Annotated in this window: 21 protein-coding genes; 14 read left to right on the top strand and 7 right to left on the bottom strand. The window is 53.3% G+C overall.

Going from position 1 to position 26,093, the window contains the following annotated elements; all coding sequences use genetic code 11:
- Window positions 1-96 precede the first annotated feature (96 nt).
- Both B5D63_RS09300 and B5D63_RS09295 read right to left on the bottom strand, forming a co-directional pair.
- Window positions 97-2,520 carry an ABC transporter permease gene (locus B5D63_RS09300; RefSeq protein ID WP_078668422.1) on the bottom strand — a complete coding sequence of 808 codons (2,424 nt, stop codon included), beginning with the start codon at window positions 2,518-2,520 and terminating at the stop codon, window positions 97-99.
- A gap of 132 nt (window positions 2,521-2,652) precedes the next feature.
- Complete coding sequence (locus B5D63_RS09295) at window positions 2,653-4,284, bottom strand: FAD-dependent monooxygenase (RefSeq protein ID WP_159455954.1); 1,632 nt, start codon at window positions 4,282-4,284, stop codon at window positions 2,653-2,655.
- Between the two features lie 105 nt (window positions 4,285-4,389).
- Between B5D63_RS09295 and B5D63_RS09290 the strand changes: the two genes are divergently transcribed.
- Together B5D63_RS09290 and B5D63_RS09285 are read left to right on the top strand one after the other, a co-directional pair.
- A complete protein-coding gene (locus B5D63_RS09290) occupies window positions 4,390-5,352 on the top strand; it encodes a helix-turn-helix transcriptional regulator (RefSeq protein WP_078668602.1) in 963 nt (320 codons plus the stop codon).
- Between the two features lie 5 nt (window positions 5,353-5,357).
- Complete coding sequence (locus B5D63_RS09285) at window positions 5,358-5,735, top strand: hypothetical protein (protein WP_078668420.1); 378 nt, start codon at window positions 5,358-5,360, stop codon at window positions 5,733-5,735.
- 121 nt (window positions 5,736-5,856) lie between these two features.
- Here B5D63_RS09285 and B5D63_RS09280 read toward each other — a convergent pair whose 3' ends face one another.
- A complete protein-coding gene (locus B5D63_RS09280) occupies window positions 5,857-7,305 on the bottom strand; it encodes an ATP-binding protein (protein ID WP_235021489.1) in 1,449 nt (482 codons plus the stop codon).
- Between the two features lie 25 nt (window positions 7,306-7,330).
- Between B5D63_RS09280 and B5D63_RS09275 the strand changes: the two genes are divergently transcribed.
- The 3 genes from B5D63_RS09275 (at window position 7,331) to B5D63_RS09265 (ending at window position 9,454) form a co-directional block, all read left to right on the top strand.
- Window positions 7,331-7,732, top strand: coding sequence for a DoxX family protein (locus B5D63_RS09275; RefSeq protein WP_200816941.1), 402 nt, complete (start codon window positions 7,331-7,333; stop codon window positions 7,730-7,732).
- 111 nt (window positions 7,733-7,843) lie between these two features.
- Window positions 7,844-8,182: a YciI family protein gene (locus B5D63_RS09270; protein WP_078668417.1), complete on the top strand. Its 339-nt coding sequence runs from the start codon at window positions 7,844-7,846 to the stop codon at window positions 8,180-8,182.
- Between the two features lie 51 nt (window positions 8,183-8,233).
- Complete coding sequence (locus tag B5D63_RS09265; protein WP_078668601.1) at window positions 8,234-9,454, top strand: RNA polymerase sigma factor; 1,221 nt, start codon at window positions 8,234-8,236, stop codon at window positions 9,452-9,454.
- A 25-nt stretch (window positions 9,455-9,479) separates the two neighbouring features.
- Here B5D63_RS09265 and B5D63_RS09260 read toward each other — a convergent pair whose 3' ends face one another.
- Together B5D63_RS09260 and B5D63_RS09255 are read right to left on the bottom strand one after the other, a co-directional pair.
- The gene (locus tag B5D63_RS09260; RefSeq protein WP_078668416.1) at window positions 9,480-10,415 is read right to left on the bottom strand and encodes a helix-turn-helix domain-containing protein; all 936 of its coding nucleotides are present in this window, start codon (window positions 10,413-10,415) and stop codon (window positions 9,480-9,482) included.
- A gap of 24 nt (window positions 10,416-10,439) precedes the next feature.
- The gene (locus B5D63_RS09255; protein ID WP_078668415.1) at window positions 10,440-11,519 is read right to left on the bottom strand and encodes an aldo/keto reductase; all 1,080 of its coding nucleotides are present in this window, start codon (window positions 11,517-11,519) and stop codon (window positions 10,440-10,442) included.
- 154 nt (window positions 11,520-11,673) lie between these two features.
- On the opposite strand from B5D63_RS09255, the gene B5D63_RS09250 reads away from it, so the two are divergent.
- The 3 genes from B5D63_RS09250 (at window position 11,674) to B5D63_RS09240 (ending at window position 14,065) form a co-directional block, all read left to right on the top strand.
- Window positions 11,674-12,237 (top strand): TetR/AcrR family transcriptional regulator, encoded by a 564-nt coding sequence (locus B5D63_RS09250; protein WP_078668600.1) that lies wholly within the window; start codon window positions 11,674-11,676, stop codon window positions 12,235-12,237.
- A 106-nt stretch (window positions 12,238-12,343) separates the two neighbouring features.
- Entirely contained in the window at window positions 12,344-12,586 is a 243-nt protein-coding gene (locus tag B5D63_RS09245) for a hypothetical protein (RefSeq protein WP_078668414.1), read from the top strand.
- Between the two features lie 33 nt (window positions 12,587-12,619).
- Window positions 12,620-14,065 (top strand): MFS transporter, encoded by a 1,446-nt coding sequence (locus B5D63_RS09240; protein WP_200816940.1) that lies wholly within the window; start codon window positions 12,620-12,622, stop codon window positions 14,063-14,065.
- Between the two features lie 54 nt (window positions 14,066-14,119).
- Here B5D63_RS09240 and B5D63_RS09235 read toward each other — a convergent pair whose 3' ends face one another.
- Window positions 14,120-14,587 carry a DUF1572 domain-containing protein gene (locus tag B5D63_RS09235; RefSeq protein ID WP_078668412.1) on the bottom strand — a complete coding sequence of 156 codons (468 nt, stop codon included), beginning with the start codon at window positions 14,585-14,587 and terminating at the stop codon, window positions 14,120-14,122.
- A gap of 87 nt (window positions 14,588-14,674) precedes the next feature.
- Here B5D63_RS09235 and B5D63_RS09230 point away from each other — a divergent pair, with 87 nt between their 5' ends.
- From B5D63_RS09230 to B5D63_RS09210, 4 genes are all read left to right on the top strand, one after another.
- The gene (locus B5D63_RS09230) at window positions 14,675-15,763 is read left to right on the top strand and encodes an acyltransferase family protein (protein ID WP_078668411.1); all 1,089 of its coding nucleotides are present in this window, start codon (window positions 14,675-14,677) and stop codon (window positions 15,761-15,763) included.
- 357 nt (window positions 15,764-16,120) lie between these two features.
- Entirely contained in the window at window positions 16,121-18,745 is a 2,625-nt protein-coding gene (locus B5D63_RS09220) for an ROK family protein (RefSeq protein WP_078668409.1), read from the top strand.
- A gap of 17 nt (window positions 18,746-18,762) precedes the next feature.
- A complete protein-coding gene (locus tag B5D63_RS09215; protein ID WP_078668408.1) occupies window positions 18,763-20,160 on the top strand; it encodes a sugar porter family MFS transporter in 1,398 nt (465 codons plus the stop codon).
- 9 nt (window positions 20,161-20,169) lie between these two features.
- Window positions 20,170-23,484, top strand: coding sequence for a glycoside hydrolase family 38 N-terminal domain-containing protein (locus B5D63_RS09210; protein WP_200816938.1), 3,315 nt, complete (start codon window positions 20,170-20,172; stop codon window positions 23,482-23,484).
- A 55-nt stretch (window positions 23,485-23,539) separates the two neighbouring features.
- Here the strand turns inward: B5D63_RS09210 and B5D63_RS09205 are convergent, their stop codons facing one another.
- A complete protein-coding gene (locus B5D63_RS09205) occupies window positions 23,540-24,283 on the bottom strand; it encodes a GntR family transcriptional regulator (protein ID WP_078668407.1) in 744 nt (247 codons plus the stop codon).
- Between the two features lie 193 nt (window positions 24,284-24,476).
- Between B5D63_RS09205 and B5D63_RS09200 the strand changes: the two genes are divergently transcribed.
- Both B5D63_RS09200 and B5D63_RS09195 read left to right on the top strand, forming a co-directional pair.
- Window positions 24,477-25,505 carry an SDR family oxidoreductase gene (locus B5D63_RS09200; RefSeq protein ID WP_078668406.1) on the top strand — a complete coding sequence of 343 codons (1,029 nt, stop codon included), beginning with the start codon at window positions 24,477-24,479 and terminating at the stop codon, window positions 25,503-25,505.
- Window positions 25,506-26,075: a Crp/Fnr family transcriptional regulator gene (locus B5D63_RS09195; RefSeq protein ID WP_078668405.1), complete on the top strand. Its 570-nt coding sequence runs from the start codon at window positions 25,506-25,508 to the stop codon at window positions 26,073-26,075.
- Window positions 26,076-26,093: the final 18 nt, after the last annotated feature.

Here is a 26,093-nt window from a genome sequence, read left to right as displayed (position 1 = left end):
CGATAAAGGTGTAAAATATACAACGTTTCCTGTAAATCAGGAGGCCGCCTCTTTTAGGGAGACGGCCTCGCTGTTATCGGTTAAATGGCGTAGTATTTATTGTGCCCGGAGGCTGTTTACCGGATTGGCCAATGCCGCACGGATAGCCTGAAAGCTGATAGTGGCCAGTGCGATGCCTATGGCCATGAATCCGGCCGCCGCAAAGATTTCCCAGCCAATGCTGATGCGGTAGGCGAAGTCCAGCAGCCAACGGTGCATGGCCCACCAGCCCAGCGGGAAAGCGAACAGGATGGCGATCATCACCAGTTTCAGAAAATCTTTGGACAGCAGGTGAACGATGTTGGTCATGGTAGCGCCCAGCACTTTGCGGATGCCTATTTCGCGGGTCCGTTGTTCCGCCGCATAGGCTGCCAGTCCAAACAGCCCGAGGCTGGCGATGAAGATGGCCAGTATAGCGAAGGACAGAGATATTTTACCCATTCTGCTTTCAGACTGATACAGTCGGTTGAAATCATCATCCATAAAAGAGTAGTTGAACGGCTGGTTCGGCACCATGGTTCTCCATTTCTCCTCCACCTGTGCCACCAGTGCCGGGATATCGTTGCTGCGCATACGAAACGCCATACTGCCCTTATCTTCCTGGAGGAACAGTGCCAGCGGTGTTACCTGTTCGCGCAGTGAGTTGAAATTAAAGTCTTTCACCACACCGATGATGGTGTAGCCGTTACCGCTTTTGCCGCCCTGGTCCTGCCATTCATATATTTTCTGGTTGAGCGGATCTTTCAGTCCGATCAGCCGTGCAGCTGCTTCGTTGATGACAACCGCCTGTGAGTCTGTGGCAAAGGCGGCGGAGAAATTCCTGCCGGTTTTCATGTGCATGCCCATAGCGGGGATGTACTGATCATCTACCGACCACATCTGCATGGTGACGGCGTTTTTGGGATCAGGCACCGGGGTGAGGAACATCGGACCATCGTTGCGGCTAAGGCCGGTGGGCAGGTAGGAGGTCATCGTGCCGGCTTGCACGCCATTGAGTCCCAGCACCTCCTGCCGGAAGGCTTTTGCCTGTGTGCCCAGTGCGGCAGTATTCTGTAGTACCATCACCTGGTCGCGGTTGAAGCCCAGTTGTTTATTTCGGATGAAGCGGAGCTGGTTATAGATCACCATAGTACCGACCATCAGGATAATAGAGATACTGAACTGAAACACCACCAGTCCGTTGCGCAACATGCTGTTGCGGAAGCCGGAAGCGATCGTGCCTTTCAGCACCAGCAGGGGGCGGAAGGCGGAGAGGAAAAAAGCAGGATAACTACCGGCCAGCAGTCCCACCAGCAATACGAGCCCCACCAGGATAAGTCCCAGCCATGGTCTGCTGAACAGCCCCAGGGTGATGTGTTTGCCCGCCACATCGTTAAACAAGGGCAACATCAACGAGGCGATACCTAACGCCAACAGCATGGCGATGGCGCTTACCAGCAGCGATTCTGTCAGGAACTGCGCCACCAGTTGGGTACGCTGGGAGCCCATTACCTTGCGGATGCCGACTTCCCGCGCCCTGTTGGCAGAACGGGCAGTAGACAGGTTCATGAAGTTCACACAGGCGATCAGCAGAATAAATAATGCGATGGCGGAGAAAATATATACGTATTGAATGGAGCCGTTGGGGCTCAGTTCAAAACTTTTGTTGCTGTGCAGGTGAACGGCTGTCAGCGGCATCAGGGTGTAGCGGATGTAGCTTCCGTTACGCTCCAGCTCCTCCCGGGAGGCATTCACCATTGTCAGCAGCTGTGGCGCGATGTACTTGTTGGTGGCCGGTCCCAGTTTGGCTTCCAGTTTCTTCGGGTCTACGCCTTTGCGCAGCACCACGTAGGTATTGAAGTTATTACTTAACCAGAGGTCGTTCCGGCTTTCCGGCGCGCCGGAGAGCGAGGCGAAGAAATCGAAGTCCACCTGTGTGAGGCCGGGAAATGGTTTCAGCACACCCGTTACCTTATAAGGCACGCTGTCATTAATCAGGAGATCGCGGCCGACGGCATCGGTGGTGTTAAAATACTTAAGGGCTGTTTTCTCGGTGATGACAAGCGTGTGTGGCTCCCGTAGCGCTGTTGCCTGATCGCCTGCCAGTAGCGGAAGGGAGAAAACGCGGAACAGGGTCGAGTCCGCGAAAATCACTTTTTCTTCCCAGATATTCTGGCTTCCTTTGCGTACCAGCCATCCATCGTACTTACGAAAGCGTGTCTCCTCCTCTATTTCGGGCAGGTCATTTTTCAGGGTCGGCCCCAGCGGCGCCGGTGCGCTGGCGATCACGTAATGGGTACCCCCAAATTTGATGTCGGCGTCTACGCGGTAGGTCCTTTCAGCAGCAGCGTGAAAACGGTCGTAGCTCAGTTCATCGAGGACATAAAGAATGATCAGCAGGCTGGTCGCCAGGCCTATGGCCAGCCCCAGCACGTTGATGGCAGAAAAGGCTTTGTTCTTCCAAAGGTTACGTATCGCTACGCTGAAATAATTTCTTAGCATGACAGGGAAATTTATACCTAAAAACGATACAGGCCTACCAAAAAAGAAACCATCAAGTTATATACTAAATATCAAAATAATACAAATTATTATATTTAATATATTGTTCAAATTCGAACAATGGCTGTTCGGTTATGACAGTAGTTCCTTTAGTGGCAGCGGCGTGGTGCAGGTTCCTCTCCAGGCCACGAAACCATCCGGCCGCACGAGCAATGCTTCCCCGTGAACGGCGCCGGTGACCTCCTCCCATTGCGCCAGCCGGTCCTCAGGCAAAGGGCATACCTGTACGAAAACGGAGCCCTCGTTCACCACAGCCTGCCATGGCGCCGGATCGCCATGAACAAAGAGCGTAAAGCGCCCTTTCAGCAGATCGAGGGAGGACAGCCTGCGGTCTTCATCGAGCCACAGGTGGGGCACACGGGTGCCTGGAAGGCCGTACAGCACCTTATCAGCCGGCCTGGGCGGACAGTTGGAAGCTACTTTCACCGGATAGTGGTAATCCGGAATACCGATCAGCGTGCGCACATTTTGCGTCAGCTCCATGGCTTTTAGCGGGGCCTGTTCTCCCGCTTTGGGCGGCGCGATCACCTGCCGCTGCATGATCTCCTGGTCTTTCAGGATACCATTTTCATCAGCCAGCGTAGCGGAGCGCATGGCGTTGGCCAGTCCTACCGGCTGCCTTTCGGGCGTATAGGAGTCCAGCAGTGACGGCGAGGCGTGTCCTTTCAGCACCGCTGCTATCTTCCAGGCCAGGTTCTGTGCGTCCTGGACGCCGGTGTTAGCGCCTTTTCCGCCGTAGGGCGTCATGATATGCGCGGCGTCGCCGGCAAGGAAAATGCGGCCGCTTTGCATGGTGTCTGTCACCCGTACGGTCATCTCCCAGGGCAGCACACTCAGGATACGGACCGGCAGCGCCGGCATTCCCAGGGCGGCATGGAGGATCGCCAACAGCCTTTCCTCCGTATAGTCTTCCGCCCGCTCGCCTTTATCGGGATAATAACGCAGCTGATACACCCAGCGGTCGCTGTTATTGATAGCCGTCACAAAACCGGTAATCCCCGGCGTGTCGATGATACAGAGGCTGAATTCGCGGTTCAGCACCAGTTCCGCCATATCCGCTTCGAAGTAGATATTGAGAAAATCCGCCAGTACGCCCGGCCCGGTGACGGGCAACTGTAATTGTTGTCTGACGGGACTGTTGGCGCCATCGGCCGCCACCAGGTAATCTGCCGTTACGGTCGTGGTGGCCCCTGTTTCCCGGTCGCGCAACACCGCCTTTACCCCGTTTTCTTCCTGCGAGAAAGAAATCATCTCGGTATAAAACAACAGGTGGGCGCCCCTTTCTTCCGCGGTAGCCCTCAGTACCGGCTCTGCGAGGTCCTGTGTGCAGCGGGCGCCGCTTTCCGGTGTGAGCGCCGCCAGGCTTTCCAGTCCTTTCAGCTGGCTGGGATAGGTAATGCGCCCGTCCTCCCGCGGCTTAATATCTGCCAGTACCTCCGCCAGCGTGTCGCCCCTTAGTACGCCCCAGGCCGGGCCCAGTGCTTTACCTGCTTCCCGGACCGCCTCTCCTACGCCCAGTTCACGGAACAGCTCCATCGTACGGATATCAAATCCTCTCGCCCTTGGGTGAATAGAGGTACCGCGGTGCCGTTCCACCAGCAAAGGCCGGATACCCTGTTGCAAAAGAAATAAAGCGGCCGAAAGACCGGTAATGCCGCCGCCGGCAATCAATACCGGCACATGCCACTGATGTTGTGTTGTCATGAATAAAACATTTCTGCAAAATTGCCGGTCCGCCGAAAGGACGGAGTGCATAAAACGGATAAATAAGTACCATCTTTGTAGCGGTTTCACCCTACATTTATCATTATGGAAACACCCGTTGCCCATACGACCGCTTTCAGAGACGCTTTCCTGATCCCCCAGGCGGAGGTGCATCACTACCGCCTCCCCATGCCGGATGTAGACGGCAGCGGCAAATTCATCCTCTGCGAAGACATGGCTATTGCCGACGGCCATGTGGTGGCAGGCCCGGCAGACTTCTCCTGGGAGCATTACAATGAAAAGACTTTCGTGGAGCTTAATTTTGTGATGTCGGGAAAGCTGTACCAGACCCATGAAGGGTTGATCCACCGGGAGCTGTTCAGACAGGGAAGCGCCAACATGTTATTCAACCCGTCCTCGTGGGAGAAAAATGAGCTGGCCGATACCAAAGGCTTCCGTAACCTGGGCGTGCATATCAAACCGGAAAAGATGATCACGCTGCTCAACAGCTATGCGCCGGAGCTGCATCACCTGACCGAAAAAATAGCGAAGGGCATTCCTTTTGTCGCGCACGCACCAGCGGCTTATTTCAGCCCACAGCTGCAGCATACGCTGGACCATATCTGGGACAGCCCCGTGCCCAAAGGCCTCAAGCGCCTGCATTTTGAAACACAGATGCTGCAACTGCTGGCACTGCAATGCGAGGCGTTGCTGCCTTCTCCCAAACGCGCCGGCACAGACATCCTCCGCACGGCAGACCGTGAGTGTTTATACCACGCCCGGCAGCACCTGCAGGAGCATCTCGCCTTCCCTCCCACTTTGGCGGAGCTGTCGCGCTTGTGTGGCCTCAATGAGTTCAAGCTAAAAAAAGGTTTTCGCCTGTTGTTCGGACAAAGCGTATTTGCCTTTGTGCACAATGAAAGGCTGGAAGTCGCCCGGCAGCGGATATTACAGGGAGAACAGAATATTTCAGAGATTGCTTACGGCCTCGGCTATACGCACCCGCAGCATTTTCACCGGGCGTTTAAGAAGAAGTTCGGGATTACGCCGATGGGGTTATTAAAATGATACCTATGGACCAGGAAACGACGCAATACATTCTTACCCACTATCTTCATCTGACAGATCCTCCTCTCAAACAGCTCTTCATCTATACGCAGCAATTATACAAGTACCGGCATACGCGGGAGAGCAACTATTCCCTCACGTTGCATTACCGCCAGCTGGGATGGATCACAGAAAAAGAAGATGTACTCAGTTTGTTAAAAGATGGTTTTGATAAGTTTGAAATGGAGGTAGCCGTCCGGATATTTAATCAGCATAAAGATCAGATACGCTTTAACCATTGCCCTGAATGCAATGCCCTGGCCAGGACACCAGAGGCGCAGCAGTGCAGGCGGTGCGGGTGTAGCTGGCGTCGGGACCAGGACAAATATCAGAACCCTTCCTGAGAACAACACTTATCCAGACACTCGTGGCCCCTTTATGGCCCCTTTAAGGCCGTTTTGGCCCCTTTATGGCCCCTTTAAAGCTGTTTTGGCCCCTTTACATGGCCCCTTTACATGGCCCCTTTCATTGTTTATAACAAAATGTGTAGACCGTGCCTTTGCCAGTGGTACCAACTTTTTGGATAAGTGCTCTTTCAACGAGTAATTGCAAATCTCTTGATGCTGTTCTCTTAGAAACTCCGACCAATTGTTGATATTGGAAATTCGTAATATTTCCCTGGTCTTTAATGTAGAACATCGCCTTTTCCAACTTTTCGTCCAATTGCAAGCTCGAAATAAATTCCCGGGAATACCTATCCTTATAAAACACAATGCTAAAGCCTCCTTGCTCTTCCACCATTCTGGGCTCAGGCAGTCCCGCCTCTACACAAGCCTCTACAATTTTGTTAATCCCGCGACCCCAGGATTCAATATAGCCGGCTTTATAAAACACGTTAGCAATATTTCTGTTTCTCGGATACGACGAGTGATTTTCCTTTAATGCATCGATTTGAAGCTCCTCCGGCAGATTCCCCGGGTTCCATAGGTGTAACCGATCATCAAATACCCGGAGAAAAGTGTACGTACTCGAGTAATCCCTGTGTATAATGGCATTACAGATAGCCTCCCGCAATGCCATCTCCGGATACTCCAGGGGCTCCAGCCGCTGCATCCCCTCATAGGATATTGGCCGGATAAGATACTTTCGCTTCAACAACTCCAGTACACTGTCTGCCATGCTAAAGATATTGGTCTCGATCATATCATGAAACAACAGATCATGATTCGACTTTCCAAACCGGCCTATTTTAAAGCTCGCCGTAATGGAGACCCTACCCAAACTTTTCCCGAATAATAGCAGCGCAGCATGGGTAAACTCTCCTTCAGACGTTGCCAGTTCCAGTTTTTGCAGTAACGTCTTTGTGTCTAATATCACCGCATCCTCGGGTATTCGCTCCTTAGCCCGCGCTTTCCGCAGGAAAGTATCAATCGTCTCCCGATCAAAGTCATCCAGCGTCGCTCCTTCGACTGGGAGTTCTTCCCACTTTTTGCCGATCTTTTTCAACAACAGGTTTTGCAGCGCAATACCTTTCAACTCCTGTTTGGTACTCCCACTCCGGTAGTGATAAACACCATGGTAGGCAATCGGCACCGTACTAACAGGCACAACAATTTCAATATAATAATGATGTTCCCGCTGACGGAGGTTAACTAACCCTAAATGGTTAACTGTCTTATTGGGGATTTCGTCCATCAACTTCCGGTAGTCCTCTACTCCAACTACAGCGCCACTATCGTCCAGACCGATAAATATCCTGCCTCCCTGGGCGTTAGCGAAGCCACAGATCCATTTAAGATGTTCATCCCGCCACGATGTTTTGTATTCAATATTTTGTTGTTCAGGCATAACAATTCCGGATAAACCGCGAAAGTATCGTTTGCCATTTCGGCAAATCCCGTATTCCGGTAAACAGATCTGTATTAACAAAAAAATATTTCCCCCCTGTCCTATTTCCTTTTTCTCGCGCATCATACCCATGCAACAAACTTCATTTCACATGCAATCAACTACCAAAGGCCGTAAGGCCGCCTACTGGATCACCACTGGTTTACTCGCCGCCGGCATGCTTTCCGGTGGTATCGCTCAACTGTTACGCACCCCTTCCACTACGCAGGGAATTGTGCATCTGGGATATCCCGTTTACCTCATGACAATACTGGCCTGCTGGAAGATACTGGGCGTAGCGGTGCTGCTCCTGCCCCGGCTGACGCTGGTCAAAGAATGGGCCTATGCCGGTTTCTTTTTCCTGATGACCGGCGCCACCATCTCTCACCTGGCCAGTGGCGACAGGCCCGGGGAAGTTACCGCACAGCTTATTTTCGTGGTACTTATCGTGCTTTCCTGGTATCTGAGGCCTGCTAACAGGAGGCTTGCGGCAGTAACAAACCTGCCGGATTAATTGTATGTTTATCGACCGGAAAATAATTTTTTGGAAAGATGTCCTGTTTTGGATTTTCCGGTCATCCTATGTATGTTATCTTTTTACAATCACCTTAATTTGAATGTTCCGATGAAAGAGTTTATGTTATTATTCCGTCAGCCCAGCTATGACTACAGTAATGCTTCTCCGGCTGACATGCAGGCACTGGCGCAGAAATGGCAGGACTGGGTCAGCGGTATCGTGGCGCAGGACAAGCTGTCCAGCCATGGTCCCCGCCTGTCACTGGAAGGCAGGGTATTGAAATCAGGCGGTGTGGTCACCGACGGGCCTTTTGTGGAAGTCCGTGAAATACTGGGCAGTTTTATCATCATAAAAGCGGAAGACCTGGAATCTGCCACCACACTGGCGCATGGCTGTCCGGCTGTAGATATGGGCGGCAGCGTGGAGATCCGACCCTTGTATGTATAATTGTCAATAACTTTACCGCCACCTGTCCTGCCGGACAGGTGGTGAATGATCATGGACGCAGCACTCTCTTTAAAACAATTATTCCAGCAGGAATTTTCCCGTATGGTGGCTGTTATCAGCCACCGTTTCGGGTTACAGCATATCGAAATGGCGGAAGACATCGTGAGCGAGACCTTCCTCGTGGCCGCGGAAACATGGGGGCTGAAAGGCATACCTGAAAACCCCGCCGCATGGCTCTATGCCGTAGCGCGACAGAAAACCCTGTACCATTTCCGGCGAAATAAAATCTATGAAGAAAAAGTAATGCCGGCGCTGAAAAGCGGTCAGGCGGAGCAGGATACCCTCGATTTCTCCGACCAGCATATTCGGGACAGCCAGCTGCAGATGATTTTTGCGGTATGTGACCCGGCTATCGCCAGCGAAAGCCAGATTGGGCTTGCCCTGCGCGTGCTCTGCGGATTTGGCATCGACGAAATTGCGGAAGCCTTTCTGACCAGCAAAGAAACCATCAACAAAAGGCTGTTCAGGGCAAAGGAAAAACTACGCGCCGCACAGATAAAACTGGAGATGCCGCCGGAAAACATGCTGGCAGCGCGGCTCGACAATGTGCTGCATGTTATCTACCTGCTGTTTAATGAAGGCTATTATTCCGGTACCCAAAGTCGCGTCCTGCAACAGGAGTTATGCCTGGAAGCCCTCCGCCTCGGGCTGATGCTGGCCGGTTTCGAAAAGACCAACCTGCCCGCTACCAACGCCCTGATTGCGCTGATGTGTTTCCACGCCTCCCGGTTTGAAGCGAGACAAAACAGCGAGACTTCTTTTGTGCTCTATGAAGAACAGGATAACACCCAATGGGACCAGGCGCTGATCCATCAGGGCGTCCGTTATCTTGAACGTTCCGCACAAGGCGGCCAGCTGACTTCCTATCACCTGGAAGCAGGCATCGCCTACCGGCACTGCCAGCAACAAGACACCCCCGAAAAATGGCAGGACATCCTGCAGTTGTATGATCAGCTATTGCAGGTAAACTTCTCCCCCGCCGTGGCGCTTAACCGCGCCTATGCCATGTATAAAGTACACGGGGCACAAGCCGCTATCCTGGAAGCAGAGAAAATCCCGCTAACCAACAATCACTTTTATTTTGTGCTGTTAGGCGAACTGTACAAAGATATTGCGCCTGAAAAAGCTGCCGCGTGCCTCCGTCAGGCATTGTCCATGGCACGCTCTCCCGTTGAAAAGCAACAGGTATTACGTAAAATGGCCGTGTTGTAGGTTGACAGAAAACCAAAATGGCAGATTATAAAGCGTCCGTGCCCGCTTTGAGCGATTGCCGATAGGCCAGCGGCGACAACCCTGTTTTACTTTTAAACAGGCGGTTAAATGACTGTGGTTGTTCGAATCCCAGCCTGTAGGCAATATCCGCAACACTCCATTCGCCGGCGCCCAGCAGGTCTTTCGCTATTTCGAGCAGCTTCCGGTGAATATGTTGCTGTGTGTTTAAGCCGGTATTGGCGCGTAACAGGTCGCTGAGATAGTCCGGCGAAAAATGCAGCTGCGCTGAAACATACTGCACGGTAGGCAATCCCGACCGGGAAGGTGCGTCGCTGTCAAAATAACGGAGTAATATCGCATCAAGGCGGCTCAGCAGAGCGTTATCATCTTCCCGCTGTGTGGCAAACTGCCGGTGATAGAAACGGTTGCTGTAGTCCAGCAGCAGCTCCAGTCCGGACACCAGCAGGTCCTGGCTGAACCGGTCTGCCGGCGTGTCCAGCTCCATCCCGATCTGCTCAAATAACTTCAGGATAACATCCCGTTCTTTTTCCGTAAGATGCAACGCTTCAGACACCGCGTAGGAGAAGAAACCGTACTGCCGGATTTTCTTTCCCAACGGATGATGCCGGATCAAATCCGGATGAAAAAAAATGATCACGCCAGACAAGCTCTTTTCCGGCGAGGCGCCGGAGATCAGCTGACCCGGAGCCATAAAAGCCAGTCCTCCTTCCTTAAAATCATAATGATGCTGTCCGTAACGGACCATCCCATTGGTTTTATGAATGAAAGAGACTTTGTAAAAATTGAGCATGATCCGTGAAGAAAACGCATGCCGCTGAAACTGCATCCCTTCGTAGCTGACATAGCTGATCAGGGGATGTTGCGGCGCCGGCAGTCCCAGTTCTTCATGAAACGAAGCGATGTCCGGATATATCGCGGGTGATGGCATTGTTTTCTTCATGCCATAAAAATAAGCATATCTGCGTCAATAGTGATCGTGCTCCGTCTGCGGAAGGATGGCTGGCAGTACAGAGGGCAGCCCGTTGATAGTAGCGCCCCCCTGCGCAATATGCCGGGCGTTCGCCAGCAACGTGTATGGGAAAACCGGTTCGGGCACAGACAAAGCGTCCAGCTCCGCCAGCGTTTCGGGAGAAAGTGTTACGGTGAGCGCCTGCAGGTTCTGCTGCAGCTGTTCCGGCGTGCGGGCGCCGACGATGGTGGATGTCACCCCTTCTCTGGCTATCACCCATGCCAGCGCGATGGCGGCGGCAGGCACGCGGTAATCTCCCGCGATGCTGTTGAGCGCGTCTGTCACCAGGTAAGTTCTTTCGCTCAGCCTACCCACAGCCGTACGTTGGCTGAGGGCTTGCCCTTGCTGTTGCCGCGTGTATTTCCCGGAGAGGACGCCCTGTTTCAGAGGTGACCAGGGCATGACGCCCAGTTGCATCTCCTGCGCCATGGCTATCAGCTCTGCTTCCACCGTCCTTTCCAGCAGGGAATATTCTATCTGCAGGCCGATGAATGCCGGCCAGCCCCTGAAATGGGCGATGGTCTGCGCCTGCGCTACTTTCCATGCCGGCGTGTCAGACACGCCGATATACCGCACCTTGCCTGACTGTACCAGTTGTTCCAGCGTATAGAGCGTTTCTTCTATAGGTGTGTGCGGGTCGAAGGCGTGCATCCAGTAGAGGTCGATGTAGTCCGTCTGCAGGCGGCGCAGCGACGCTTCTACCGACTGCAGGATGGTTTTTCTTCCCGTGCCGCCGCTGTTGGGATCTCCCGGCCGCATGCTGCCGAAGAACTTGGTAGCAATCACCAGCCGGTCCCTGTTGATATTACTTTCTTTCAGATAATCACCAATGATTTTTTCTGAGTGCCCTTTGGTGTAGATATTGGCCGTGTCAATCGCGTTGCCGCCCTGTTGCAGATAGGCGGTCAGTATTTCTTTCGAGGTATCCGGCGTTGCGCCATAGCGCCAGTCCATCCCGAAGGTCATGGCGCCGAGGGTAAGCGGACTTACTTTCAATCCCGATTTTCCCAGTGTGCGGTAGTGCGTTAATTCCATCTGTCTTTAGTTTGATACAAAATTCCGTCACCCGCCATAGGCAATAGTAACCGGATCAGGGAATAAGTTAACCGGAAACAGGAAACATTTTAATTTTAGATAGATCTATCTATTTTTATAAAAAGGATTATATTTGTTTCAGAAAAACAGTTTTATGAAGGAAAAAGTAAAGGTACGGGACCGGATACTGAATGTGGCGACTGATTTATTTTCCCGTCAGGGCTTTAATCAAACCGGTATTAACCAGATCATTGCCGAAGCGGATATCGCCATTGGGTCGCTGTATAATCATTTCCCCTCTAAAAACGATTTGCTGCTGGCCTATCTCCTGCGCCAGGAAGAGGAGTGGTTTGATGGCTATGAACAGAGCTGTAAAGGAGCCGGCAATGCCCGCGAGAAGATTCTGAAATTTGTGGATTTCCGGATAGAGCAACAAAAAAAATCGGATTTCTGCGGTTGTCCGTTTACAAAAATCATTGCAGAAGTAGGATCACAGGAAGAGCCGGTCCAGCAGATGGTGGAATCGCATAAAAATAAACAACGGGTACTGCTGCACGGCCTCTTTAAGGAGCTGACAGATACCGGCGGGCTGGAACCTAAACTGCTGGCAGAGAGTTTCTTCCTTATGGTAGAAGGTGCTACCGTTAACACCACTATTTCCAGAAATACACAGGCACTGGAAAACGTGCGGAAATTCATCAAAAAACTTATCAGTTAAATTTTTTCTTTACATATAAATAGATATATCTATTTATTTCATTAAACGCATACAATATGATACCCGTTGAAATCAGTTTGAAACACCCGGTGCCGAAGCCCGGCAGATGATCAGTCGCCTGCCAGCCATGGCTATCCGGGGCATGGACGATCAAACCCTTCACGGGAAACACTTCCTCCCTCTCTTCCGGTCATTGTTTCCCGGCGGAAAAGTATACGAAGTGCCGCACGCCGGGCACTATTCCCCCGAAGATGCACCGGATGCCATTGGCGCACTGGTGCCCCGTTTCCTTGGCATACCTTCCGGCCACAAGCAGTCTGCCACACAGGACATGTATGAGGCGTATTAAAAAAAATTTCTTAAAAAATAGATAGATCTATCTATGCAAAATAATACATCAAGATGGTTATCGATGGCCATCGTATCGACCGGCATATTCCTCGCGGTGATCGACATCTTTATTGTCAACGTAGCCCTGCCGGCCATCAAAAAAGGTATTGACGGCACCAACAGTGAACTGCAGCTGGTAGTGGCCAGCTACCTCCTGGGTTATTCCTGCCTGCTCATCACCGGCGGGCGGCTCGGCGATTACTACGGCCGGAAGAAAATATTTCTCACAGGCATGTTACTGTTTACGCTTGCTTCCGGATGCTGCGGCCTTGCACAAAACGGCTTACAGCTCAATACCGCCAGGTTCGTGCAGGGACTGGCCGCTGCACTGATGACGCCACAGGGCGTATCTTACATACAGGTACTGTTCCCGGAGCCGGCGGCACGGATGAAAGCCCTCGGTATCTATGGCATCATCGCAGGCTCGGCCTCCGTCATCGGGCAGTTTCTCGGTGGCGTATTGCCGGACACGAACTTCGCCATTGCCGGCTGGCGGCTGATATTTTTTATCAACCTGCCCCTGGGCTTCCTTTCATTGATCGGTGCGGCCGTTGTTCTCAAAGAAACACCCCGGAACACTTCGCAGCGGTTCGATTATGGCGGGGTAGCGCTGCTCACGCCCGCCCTTTTCTTTCTCGTGTTCCCCGTCATACAAGGCCGCGAATCGGGCTGGCCAGCCTGGAGCATCCTGCTGTTTCTCACGGCGATCGTACTGCTATACCTTTTCGGCCGCGATCAACAAAGGAAGCTCGCCACCGGTAAAGCGCCGCTCATCGACGCACGCCTGTTCCGCAACAAAGCCTTCCGCACCGGTCTCTATGCGTCTGTCTTTTACTTCCTGGTACAGGAGTCATATTTCCTCATCACCGGCGTATTTTTTCAGGACGGCTTAGGCATCACTTCCCACAACACCGGCGCCTACTTCGTCTTTCAGGGCATCGGTTATGTGATCGCGTCTATCCTGTCGGTTAAACTGATCCCCGCTTTTGGAAAAAAAGTGCTGATGGCCGGCGTGACCATCATGATCATTTCGTTTTCCCTGCACTGCATTTTTCTGGTCAACCCGCTGGCTCCTTCCTTCATTTTCTCCGCCATCCTGTTCACCTACGGCATCGGGTGTGGCGCAGTGCTGCCTTCTCTGCTGGCGTTCTCCCTCAAAGGCATCCCGCATGAACTTGCCGGCGCTGCGTCCGGCACCTACTATACGGCGCAGCAGTCGGCGATCGCCATGGGCGCAGCAGTAGTAGGCGGTGTATTCTTCTACTACGCGGGAAATACACCAGGATTGCGGGAGTTTGTGAACGGTTACCGAGCAGCAGCAATTTTTAGTATCGCCATGCTCGTTATTGTACTTATCTGCCTCTGCAAAATGCCGGATCATGAATTGCCCGCCGCATCCCGCGCTCCGGGCAAGAAAGTGCAGCCGGTGATGGACTAACACGGCGGGGAGAAGTTTATTCTTCAATATCCCCAAGGGATTAACTGTCACCCATCATCCTGTTTTAATCATTTTTTTGATGATGGAAATCTGTCCGAGATGATAATGGGTATGTTCAATGATGCCTGCCAGGTTGCGGTACCAGCTACCATATTTCCCGTCGGTGAAGTCGTCGGCCAGCTGTCTGTCTTCCAGCTGTTCCATTGCATCGGCGAAGGTGGCCGCTTCTGCCAGTGTTTTGGAGACCAGCTGCTGCCAGTCTTCCTCCGACGTAACCGGCGGCAGGTCGAAGCTGTATTTATCACTGGCCTGCAGCGGCCCGCCCTTCAGGACTTTCAGCACGGCGCTTACGTAATAGTTTACATGAAATACCAGCACCGCGATGGTATTAAGCTGGTGTACCGGCGTGGTGGCCATCTGCCAGTCCACGTCCGCCAAAGTATCCTTCAGGTTCACCGATGTCCAGTTACCCCCGAAATGGACATCCCGGAAATGTTTGGCCATCTGCTGTATGGTCGTCATCTTTTTTCAAAAAGATACAAATAAATCCGGTTTGCAGTTACGCTGCTTCCGTGTTATCTTGCGCGGACAGATATGGAAACAGGGACAATGACAACAGGAGCGGCGCAGCGCCGGCAGGCGCCCGCCGGCAAACAACATTTCGCGATACTGGACGGGCTGCGGGGCGTAGCCGCTATCGTCGTGGTGTTTTTCCACTTTATGGAAGTGGTATTTACCGATTACACCAAGAACTTTGCGGGGCATGGCTTTCTGGCGGTGGATTTTTTCTTCTGCCTGTCGGGTTTTGTGATGGCCTATGCTTATGATGACCGGATGCCGCAGCTGCGTCTACGGGATTTTTTCCGGGCGAGGCTGATACGGCTGCATCCGCTGGTGGTGCTGGGCGCCGTACTGGGGCTGCTCACCTATCTGCTGGACCCTCTGGTGGGGCCTCCCGCCGGTTATGGTTTTGGTAAGACCGCTTTGCTGTTTGTGACAACGCTGCTGCTCATTCCGTTTCCCATTATATCGGAACGCTACTTTAATCTCTTTTGCCTGAATGCGCCGGCCTGGTCATTGTTCTGGGAATATGTCGCCAATATTTTTTACGCGCTGGTGTTATGGCGCCTGCGCCGCAATCTGCTGCTGGTGCTGGCCGCAGTAGCTGCGCTGATATTGGGCATTGTGGCTTACCGTACCGGCAACCTTATGGGCGGCTGGAGCAAGGATAACTTCTGGCATGGCGGCGCCCGGCTATTTTATTCCTTCACCGCCGGTATGCTCGTTTACCGCTTCCGCGTGATCATCCCCAACCGCCTCGGTTTCCCCGGCGTAGCCCTCTTATTGCTGCTCGCCCTGTTTATGCCTTTCTACGGGCAGAACTGGCTGGTGGAACTGGCCATCGTGGTATTTTATTTTCCGGTACTGGTGGCACTGGGCGCCGGCGCCCGTCTCGTATCCTGGCTGGAGAAGCCCTGCCTGTTTTCCGGCAAGGTTTCGTACCCGTTATATATGACCCACTACGGGTTTATCTGGATCTTCGCTCATTACCTGGAAATATATAAACCGGGTATGTCGCGGCTGGCGGTGGTGATCCCCGCAGGAGTGGCCGCCCTGGTGCTGCTGGGATGGGTGGCGCTGGTAGCGTACGACCAGCCGGTCAGGAACTATTTGAACCGCGTTTGGAAAAAACGATAAACATTCCCGGGTCCCGGGGCCTCGTTGGGTTTACGGTATTTCCGGGAGGCATCCTCGGTGCTTCCGGCCCATGGTCAGCCGCCCGGCTCCCTGATGGACTGCTGCTCCACCTTTTGCCTTCCATATTCCTTATCCTGATGTGCGCCTAATGGCGACCGTCTCCCTCTCTGCAACATGTCCCCGACGCTGTCCACAGAGCCTGCACCAGAAAAACAGTTGCCCTGGCGGTGATCCGATTGCTTGCTGGCAGATACCGGGACCGGCAAGTCCTTCCGTTTTCCATTAAGTTGTTCTTCCAAATTAATTGGTTACTCCAAAAACTTTTATTATGTTTGAACATATGAACATTAAAAAATAATGGGAACCGGGAAAAAAATAGCGATAGACATTGGCGGCAGTCATGTATCTGCCTGTATAGTAGACACCAGCAACACCGGATCAGCACCGGGCACCGTGATGACCAGGCCTTTGCAGGCCGACAGCAACGCGGCGGAAGTTATTTCCGTTATCGCCGGCTGCATCACAGCACTGAAAGACACGACGATCGACGGCATCGGGATAGCCATGCCCGGCCCGTTTGACTATCAGAACGGCATCAGCGCCATCACCAAAGTAGGTGGTAAATTCGGCCGCCTGTTCGGCCTGCATGTACGACAGGCCTTGCAGGATGCGTCCGGAACAGGAGACCTGCCCATGCACTTTTGTAATGATGCACACGCGTTTGCGATCGGCGCCCGGCAGGTACTGGGCCTCAACGGCAAAAAAACCGTATTGCTGACGCTGGGTACCGGCTTCGGGTCGGCCTTCCTGGAAAACGGGGCCCTGGCAGCAGCACCTGAAGGACTCCCTTCAGACGCCTTTTTTGACTGTCCTTTCCAGGACGGCGTGGCAGACGATTATTTCTCTACCCGCTGGCTGCTGGATACCTTCCGGCAGCAGACGGGTGTGATGGCCCCTTCCGTTAAAGCGATGGCCGAAGAGTATGAAACCATTGCCCGACCGGTATTTCAGGCCTTCGGCCGAAACCTGGGCGCTTTTCTGCGGCCCTGGCTGTCTGCCTATGGCTGTACTGACCTTGTGATCGGTGGTAATATCGCCCGCGCCTATACGTTGTTTTCCGCTCCACTGGAAGAACAGTTGCACGATCTCCCCGTAAAAATCACCTGGTGCATGGAAACAGAACGCTGTATCCTCACCGGCGCCGCCATGGCGCCCCATCAGCCGGACAACACCCCGGTACGCCGGACCACCCAGCCGGTGCTACCCGTCACCCTTAATAATACCGGTGAAGACAACTATACCGTCTTCCCCTCTTTTCATACCGGTCACCCGGTGGAAGAAGGCTACGCCTCCCTGGCAGCTGCTGTCAAAGACGACAACCTTCTCATCATAGACGGCTACGACGGCGTGCTGTGGGAGCCATTCAGGGCTGCCCTGCACCAGGCGCTGCAGACCTATAACCTCCCCGTATACTGGTACCATGCCGGCGTATGCCTGCAAACACCTGCAGCCATTACCGCCATGCTGGAAACCTACTCCGGCACACCGGACGCCGTATTCGGCAAACGGTACGACGGCAGTCTGGCCGACTTCTTCGATCCGGAGAAATTATTTTCCATCCGCCCGGACAATACGCCCGGTCTGCATATTATCTATGGCACCGGCGCGGCCCTCACGGGCATCAAAGGCAGAACGCTGTACATAGATATCCCTAAAAACGAGATCCAGTACCGTCTGCGGGCCGGCAGCATCACCAACATCGGCACGCCTACGTATACGTATAAACGCTGTTACTTCGCCGACTGGCCCGTCTTAAATAAACACAAACAATCGTTATTACCACATATCGATGTGATCATCGATGGTCAGCGGCCGGATACCATCACCTGGATGCGCGGCCCTCAGCTACGTGCAGCCCTTGACGTGATGCTCCGTCAGCCTTTCCGCGCCCGGCCCTGGTTTGAAGCCGGTGTATGGGGCGGCGACTGGATGAAAAAACATCTCCCCGGCCTGAACACGGATGAAGTGAACTACGCCTGGTCTTTCGAACTGATCACACCGGAAAACGGCATTGTACTGGAAGGTAACGGCTGCCTGCTGGAAGTCACCTTCGACATGCTGGCCTTCCACAATAACCGCCAGCTCCTCGGCAACGCGGCCCAACGCTTCGGCACCAACTTCCCGATCCGTTTCGATTTCCTCGACACGTTCGACGGCGGCAATCTGTCCATCCAGTGCCATCCGCGGCCTGCCTATACCCTGCAGCATTTCGGAGAAGATTTTACGCAGGATGAAACATATTATATCCTCGACTGCGAGCCGGACGCGCAGGTGTACCTCGGCTTCCAGGAAGACATACAGCCCGCCGCTTTCAGAGGAGCGCTGGAAGCAGCTATCAACGATAACGTGCCCTTGCCCGTGGAAAAATACGTGCAGCAGTTCACCGCAAAAAAACATGAGCTGTACCTGATCCCCAACGGCACCATTCATGCCTCCGGCAAAAACAATATGGTCCTGGAGATCAGCAGCACGCCCTACATCTTCACGTTTAAAATGTACGACTGGCTGCGGACAGACCTGAATGGCCGTCCGCGTCCCATCCACCTGGACAGGGCTTTCGACAACCTGTACTTCGACCGGAAAGGCCAGACCGTGCCCGACACGCTGATCTCAAAGCCGCAGCTGCAGAAAGAGTGGGCCTCCGGAAAAAAATGGCAGCTGCCTACACATGCCGAACACTTTTACACCGTGGACCGTTATGAGTTTTCCGGTGAAGTGACCATTCCCACCAACGGGCAATGCCATATCTGTATGCTGGTAGAAGGCCGCCAGCTGGACGTTACCGCCGGCGGCGGCGCACAACGTTTTCAGTATGCCGAAACCTTCGTTATACCGGCAGGAGCCGGCAGTTACACCTGCCGTTATACCGGCGAAGGCACGGCCATGCTGGTGGTGGCATATGTAAAAGACAACTATTGCTGATTTAAATATTTCACGTCATGGGAAACAGTAACACACGCCTGTTCATCACCACCGTCACCCTGATCGCGGCATTGGGAGGCCTGCTTTTTGGCTTCGATGTAGCCGTTGTCAGTGGTATCATTCTTCCCGTAAAAACACAGTACCAGCTCACTGCATCGCAGGAAGGCTGGTTCGTTTCCTGTGCCCTGCTGGGCTGTATCGCGGGCGTAGCCTTTTCCGGCACCCTTAGCGACCGTATCGGCCGTAAAAAAGTGCTGGCCCTCGCCGCGTTCCTCTTCCTTATCAGCGCCATCGGATTTGCTGTGTCCACTGCCTGGTCGCTCCTGATATTTTTCAGGCTGCTGGCGGGTATGGGCGTAGGAGTGGCCTCCAACATATCCCCGCTCTACATCTCAGAGCTGGCGCCGGCTTCGCGGCGGGGGCGGCTGGTCACCTTCTACCAGCTGGCCATCACCATCGGGATACTGGTAGCTTACTGCTCCAACCTGGCCATTCAGCGCCATTCGGCAGCTGCCGGCGACACCGCCGGCGGATGGCTGCACTGGTTGTTTGTAACAGAATACTGGCGCGGTATGTTCCTCGTGGGCGTTATACCTGCCGCCGCATTCTTTGCCCTGCTGGCCATCGTTCCGGAGAGCCCGCGGTGGCTGGCCCGCTTTGGCCGTCAATCGGAAGCGCTAGAGGTCCTGGAAAAAATCAATCCCGACAAAGAAGAAGCCGCTGCCGAATTACAGGCTATCCTGGCGGTATCTGCCGACGCCTCCAACGGCGGGCTGCGGGCCCTGCTGCAACCACCGCTGCGACACCTGCTGGTGATGGCCTGCGTACTGACAGCCTTCTCTCAGTTCAGCGGCATCAATGCGGTGATCTACTACGGCCCTACCATCCTGCGTGCTTCCGGCGTGGTGGCCAACGATACGCTGCTGTACCAGGTAATGCTGGGCGCCGCCAATATGCTCTTCACTTTTGTGGCCATCTGGAAAGTAGACAGCCTGGGCCGCCGTCCGCTGTACCTCGCCGGCTCCATCTGCGCCGCCGCAGCACTAACGCTCACGGGCATATTTTTTCTGCTGCAGATCAACGGCTGGCCTTTGCTGATACCGATCACTTTTTTCCTGCTGTTCTTCGCCTTTTCGCTGGGACCGCTGAAGTTTGTGATCGCTACCGAGATATTTCCCACACCGGTAAGAGGACTGGCATTGTCCGTGTGCATCCTGGTGATGTGGGTGTCTGACTGGCTGTTGAACCTCCTCTTCCCTATCATGCGGGAAGGTATGGGCATCGCCGCAACTTTCTTCCTGTTTGCCGGCTGTTGCCTTTTCTCCTTTTTCTATGCGAAGAAATACCTGTTCGAAACCAAAGGTCAGTCGCTGGAAAATATCACCATGAAAGAAAAAACGATCATCCACCACTAATCACTTGTTATGATGAAAATATTCTGTTGTATCACCGCTTTACTTGCCTGCGCCCTGAGCGGGACCGCCCAGAAAACGGTCCCCTATCTCGGTAAGGTGGAGTGGATCAACGGTTACGACCATGAAACGGAGGGCGAGAACATCCGCTACTACTCCGCATTTCCAGATTATGCTACCACCGCGCTGCTCACCCGCGCTACCGACGGCCATAAAACGATCGCCTGGCAAACCGCTGCCGTACCCGCACGCGTGAAAGGACCTTATGTCTATTTCAGCTGGGTAGCGGGCCACTCCTCCGCTACCAACAGCGGCGACCGCCAATTCGATTTATATGCAGATGATGAAAAACTGCTGACGTTCACCACTAAACGCGGTAATCAAACGCCTGACTGGACGTTCGCCGCGCCCGACAGCAGCCGCCTTGTGTTCCAGCAACTCCGGAAAGACGGCGCCAACGACTCCCACGGGCTGATGTTCCTGCGGCTGCCCCTCAGCCGGGTAACGCCAGGCAAGCCGGTCCGCCTGAAAATCATTGGTCACGCACAACACAGCAACGACTGGTTCATGACCTTCAAATTTTCCTTCCAGGAAAAAGTGGACATCCACCCCCAACCTTTTATCCTGAAAAACGGCCAGCAGCCCGTAACACTGACAGCACTGCACTTCGGCACGCCCCGTACTTTCAAGGTAACGGTAGACGGTAAAAAAGTATATTCCTTCCCGGTAGAAGACGGCGTCAACACCCTCGACATCCCGGTTAATGCCGTGAAAAAGCCCGACAGTATTCGTGTAACCGTTAGCGATGCCGGCAAGGTACTGAGCGAACGGGTCGTCCTCCTGAAACCTGTCACTTACCGGGAGCTGCATTTCATACATCACTCCCATACCGACATCGGTTACTCGCACCTGCAACCGGAAGTATTAAAAATACACCTCCGCAATATCAACGATGCCCTGGACATGATCGCCGCCACCCGCGACTATCCGGAAGAAGCGAAATTCAAATGGAACATCGAATCCCTGTGGGCGGTAGAACACTTCCTGCAACAGGCCACACCGGAGAAAAAAGCAGCGTTTGTCCAGGCGGTGAAAGACGGCAGCATCTGCCTGTCTGCCCTGTACGCCAATATCCTCACAGGCCTTACGCTGCCGGAAGAAACATTCCATTATACCGACTTCGCCGCGCAGCTGCGTAAGACTTACGGCTTCCGCATCCCCAGCGCCATGATCTCCGATGTGCCGGGTTATACCTGGAGCACTGTGACAGCACTGGCGAAAGGCGGCGTTAAATATTTCTCCAGCGGGCCTAACTACCTGGGCGAAAGTCATCCCTACCTCGGTGATCGGGTGGGTCATTTTGTACGCAGCTGGGGCGATAAACCGGTATGGTGGGAATCCCCTTCCGGTCAGGAGAAAATACTGTTCTGGACAGGCGCCAAAGGATATTCCTCCTGGCATGGCACTGCCCCCGGGGCTGTCTTCGAAAGAGGGCCGCAGAAAATCGCAGGATACCTTGCCGAACTGGACGAAAAACATTACCCTTATGATATCGTTCAGTGGAGATACAATGTGGTAGCCGATAACGGGCCGATAGACACTACCATTTCCCGCTTCGTTAAACAGTGGAATGAAAAGTATGCATCTCCCAAAATTGTACTCAACACCACCGACAAACTGTTCGAAACTTTTGAACAGAAGTACGGGAAAGACCTGCCTATTGTGAAAGGGGACATTACCCCTTACTGGGAAGACGGCGCCGGTTCTACCGCCAAAGAAGAAGGACAAAACCGTGTCAACAGTCTCCGGTTGTCTCAACTCACCAATGCCTACGCCATGCTGGCGCCAGGGCGGTTTAACGCGCAGCAGTTTTACAACGCATGGACCAATATTCTCATGTTCCATGAGCATACCTGGGGAGCGCATAACAGCATCTCACAACCGGACGTATCGTTTGTGACAGAGCAGTGGCGTATTAAAAAGCAGTTCATGCTGGATGCCGACAGTATTATTCATACCCTCAGCGGACAGCTGTTCCAGCCATTGACAGACGAAAAATCCCGCAGCATCGCGGTCGTAAACACGCTCTCCTGGCCCCGCAGCGGACCGGTGAAAATCAAGATAGCCGGTAAATCCGTGAAGGACACCCGCGGCCGGAAATACCCGTTGCAGCGCCTCTCCGACGGCAGCTTCGTATTCCTCGCGAACGATGTGCCGGCCTTTGGTACCGCGGTGTATACCGTTACCGACGAAGCGGTGAAGGCAACAAACACTTTTAAACAGAGCGGCAACGCCCTCTCCAACGGCAACATTGCCATTACCTGGGACAACAACGGCAGTATCACCCAGCTCTCCGCAAAAGACGGTCACAACTATGCCGGCACGTTCCGCGGACAGGGCCTCAACAGCTACTGGTACGTGCCCGGACAGAATCCCGCCGATGCACAGACCAACCAGCCCGTGCAGGCGCAGGTGCTGGAGAGCGGTCCGGTAGTAACCACCATCGTCCTCCGCGCACAGGCGCCTGGCGCCAATGCCCTGGAGAAAAGGCTTACGCTTTATGCCAACAGCAACATGGTGCTGATTGAAAACACGGTTGACAAAAAGCCTGTCAGACAAAAAGAAGCGTTGCATTTCGGGTTCCCGTTTGAAGTACCCTCCGGGCAAGTGACGCTGGACGCGGGTTACGGCACGCTGCAATATCTGAAAGATCAGTTGCCGGGGTCCAACATGGATTTCCTTTTCGGCCGCAGGTGGATGGACATCTCCAACCCGGCCAACGGCGTACAGTGGATGCTGCTGGAAACACCGATGGTAGAACCGGACAGCATGATCGATGAGCGCCTGCAAATCGCCCAAAGCCATAAAGCCTGGAGAACGAAAGGACAGCCTACCAGCCGTTGGTTCTCCTATGTGATGAATAATTACTGGCATACCAACTACAAAGCAGACCAGGATGGCAGCAGCAGCTATCGCTATGCCTTACAGCCTCACGGCGCCGCAGATGGCGCCGCACTGGAAACAGCGGCGGCAGACTTTACACAGCCGCTTCTGAGCTTCCCGATGAAGAAGGGCGTTGCGCTGCCGGCAGGCCTCTTCCGGCTGACCAACGCCGCCGTGGTAGCTACCGCCGTAGTACCCCAGGAAAATGGCCAGTACCTGGTACGGCTCTTCAATCCAGGCAAGACAAGCCAAAGCACCGGGTTTGTATGGGGCACGCTGACGCCTGCACGCATTACTGTGGTAAGAAACGGAGAAACGAAAGATACAAAAGCGAGCTTCACCCTGCCCGCTATGGGCGTAGAGGAGTATCTGCTCATTCCATAAGCAACGGGCTACAAAAGAAAATGCCGGATGAAAAAATCATCCGGCATTTTTTTATCTATAAGTGAGGTCTTTTTAGTTCGATACTGTAGGTGAAACAATCGCTCCTGTACCAGCAGATGTTAAACTCCAGCGGCTTCCGGCTGGCGTCCAGCACTATTCGGCGCCGTTCCAGCACCGGCGATCCTTTTTTTACTTTCAGCAGGCCGGCAATCTTTTCATCGGCGCCGATGGCTTTGATTTCTTCCTGGGAATATACCGGCACCACGTGAAAATCCGCATCCAGCATCTCATACAACGGACGGTCGAAATTCTCTTTGCCGGTAAGTCCTATCCTGGGATGGAAAAAGGATTCGAAATACACCATCGGGCTTTTCTCTGTGCTCCGGATACGCTCCAGGCACACTACAAGTTGCTCCGGCTCTGTCTGCAGCACCTTCGCCACTTCCTCTCCTGCTTTCGCCACCGACACCTTATTCTTCAGGGTTTTGAACGGGATGCCCTTGTCCTCCATTTCATGGGTGAAGCTATACCAGTTGTCAAGGTTAGTGGTGATCTTTTTCTTTTTCACCACCGTGCCATAGCGCTTCTTTCGCTCCAGCAGGCCGTCTTTCACCAGATTGGCGATGGCCATCCGCAAGGTATTGCGGGAAATGCTCCAGCGTTTGGCCAGGTCTGTTTCTTTTGGAAAAATGTCTCCCTCCCGGAAAAAATCCTCCCGGATCAGCTTCCGTAATAGCTCCTCCGCCTGTTGATGCAGGGGGATTTTACTATCGTGGTCCAATAAAGGTATTTTCGTCATATATGTACGAACATATCGATTTTTTACGACGGGGAAAAATTTTTGTACTGAAAAGCTTGCGGGACGCACCATTTAGGGCGTTACTTATGGTAAAGCCACCATAGAACCGTGTAAAATGGCTGTCCGGAATTTCTTACCAAATGGTAATTGTCAACCAGCAGAACAGGGGCAATTTTGTGTTAAAACAAACATCATGAACAACAAACGCGTTTTACTGACCGGCGCCACCGGCTTTCTGGGATCACATACCATCATTCAATTACTGGAGAAAGGCTACGAGGTGACGGGCACCCTGCGGGATATGGGCCGGGCCGGGGCCATCAGGGAGATGATAGCGCAACATACGCCACACACGCACCGGTTGACCTTTGCACAAGCCACCCTGGAAGAAAAAGATATCTGGTACGAGCTGACCCGGCAGATCGATTTTGTACAACATGTGGCCTCCCCTTTTCCACGGGAATTACCCAAACGGGAAGAAGACCTGATTATTCCCGCCAGGGAAGGTGTTTTAAATGTGATGAGAGCGGCATCGGCCAACAAAGTGAAACGCTTTGTGCTCACTTCTTCTTCGTCGGCGGTGCTATATGGCAAAACACCGCAACAACTGGACAAGGTAATGACCGAAGCTGACTGGAGCAACGTTCATCATGCCAAAGACATTACGCCTTATTTCAAAAGTAAGACCATCGCAGAAAAAGCCGCATGGGACTTCATTCAAAGCGATGGCACCGGCATGGAACTGGTTACCGTGCTACCCGGCGCCATTCTCGGTCCGGTTTTGGAGAAGGATTTTGGCACCTCTGCCAACATCGTCATCAAAATGCTGGACGGCAGTATGCCGGCGGTGCCCAAGATCGGGTTCGATATTGTGGACGTGCGCTCCGTAGCCGATGCGCTGATCCGGGCGATGGAGACACCGGCAGCGGCCAACAACCGTTACCTGGTGACAGCCGGGCATGTGACCATGAAAGAGGTGGCATTAATACTGAAAAAAGCCTATCCGGGCAGGAAACTGCCTTCCAGGGAGCTTCCTGATTTTTTAGTCAGGCTCGCCGCGTTGTTTGACACCACCCTCGGCCCCATTCTCCCCGATCTCGGCAAAAGGAGAAGACTAGATGCCGGCAAAGCAAAACGGGAACTGCAATGGAAGCAGATTTCAACACAGGAAGCGGTATTGTCGTGCGCAAAAAGTATTTTTGAGACAGGAATTGTGCATTAAATGAAGAAACTAACAGCAACACTGGGATTTGGAGGGATTCTTACGCCACAGGACATCCGGCACTTCTCCGCTCATTTTAAAGCGAAGCAGCTGAAAACAGGTGAACATTTTCAGAAAGACGGTGAGGTGGCCCGGGAAATCGCTTTTGTGGAAAATGGTATCCTTCGGTTGTACGGCGTAACACCGGAGGGCGACGATGTCACGAAATATTTCGTCAGGGAAAACCAGTTTATTGTAGACCTGGAGAGTTATTACTCCGCCCGGCCATCGACAGAAGCGATTCAGGCCGTGGTGGATTCGGAAATTTATATCGTCCACAAAAGCAGTATCGAAAAACTAAGCCAGGAGATCCCCAACCTGTACATCTTCATCAAAACACTTTCGGAAGCGGCGCTGATGGCCAAACTGAAGGACAACGATTTTTTGAACTTTGGCGATGCGAAAACCAAATACCTCGAGTTTGTAAAACGTTATCCGGAACTGTCGCTGCGGGTACCGCTACAGTTCATCGCTTCCTATCTGAGGATCACCCCGCAGTCGCTTAGCCGTATCCGGCGCGAAATCAGGTAGAGGTTCTATTTTTCAACT

Origin of the sequence: Chitinophaga eiseniae (assembly GCF_900167135.1) — a bacterium.
GTDB lineage: Bacteria > Bacteroidota > Bacteroidia > Chitinophagales > Chitinophagaceae > Chitinophaga > Chitinophaga eiseniae.
Note: the sequence above shows the minus strand (reverse complement) of the source record. Positions and strands in the feature narration are given on the sequence as shown.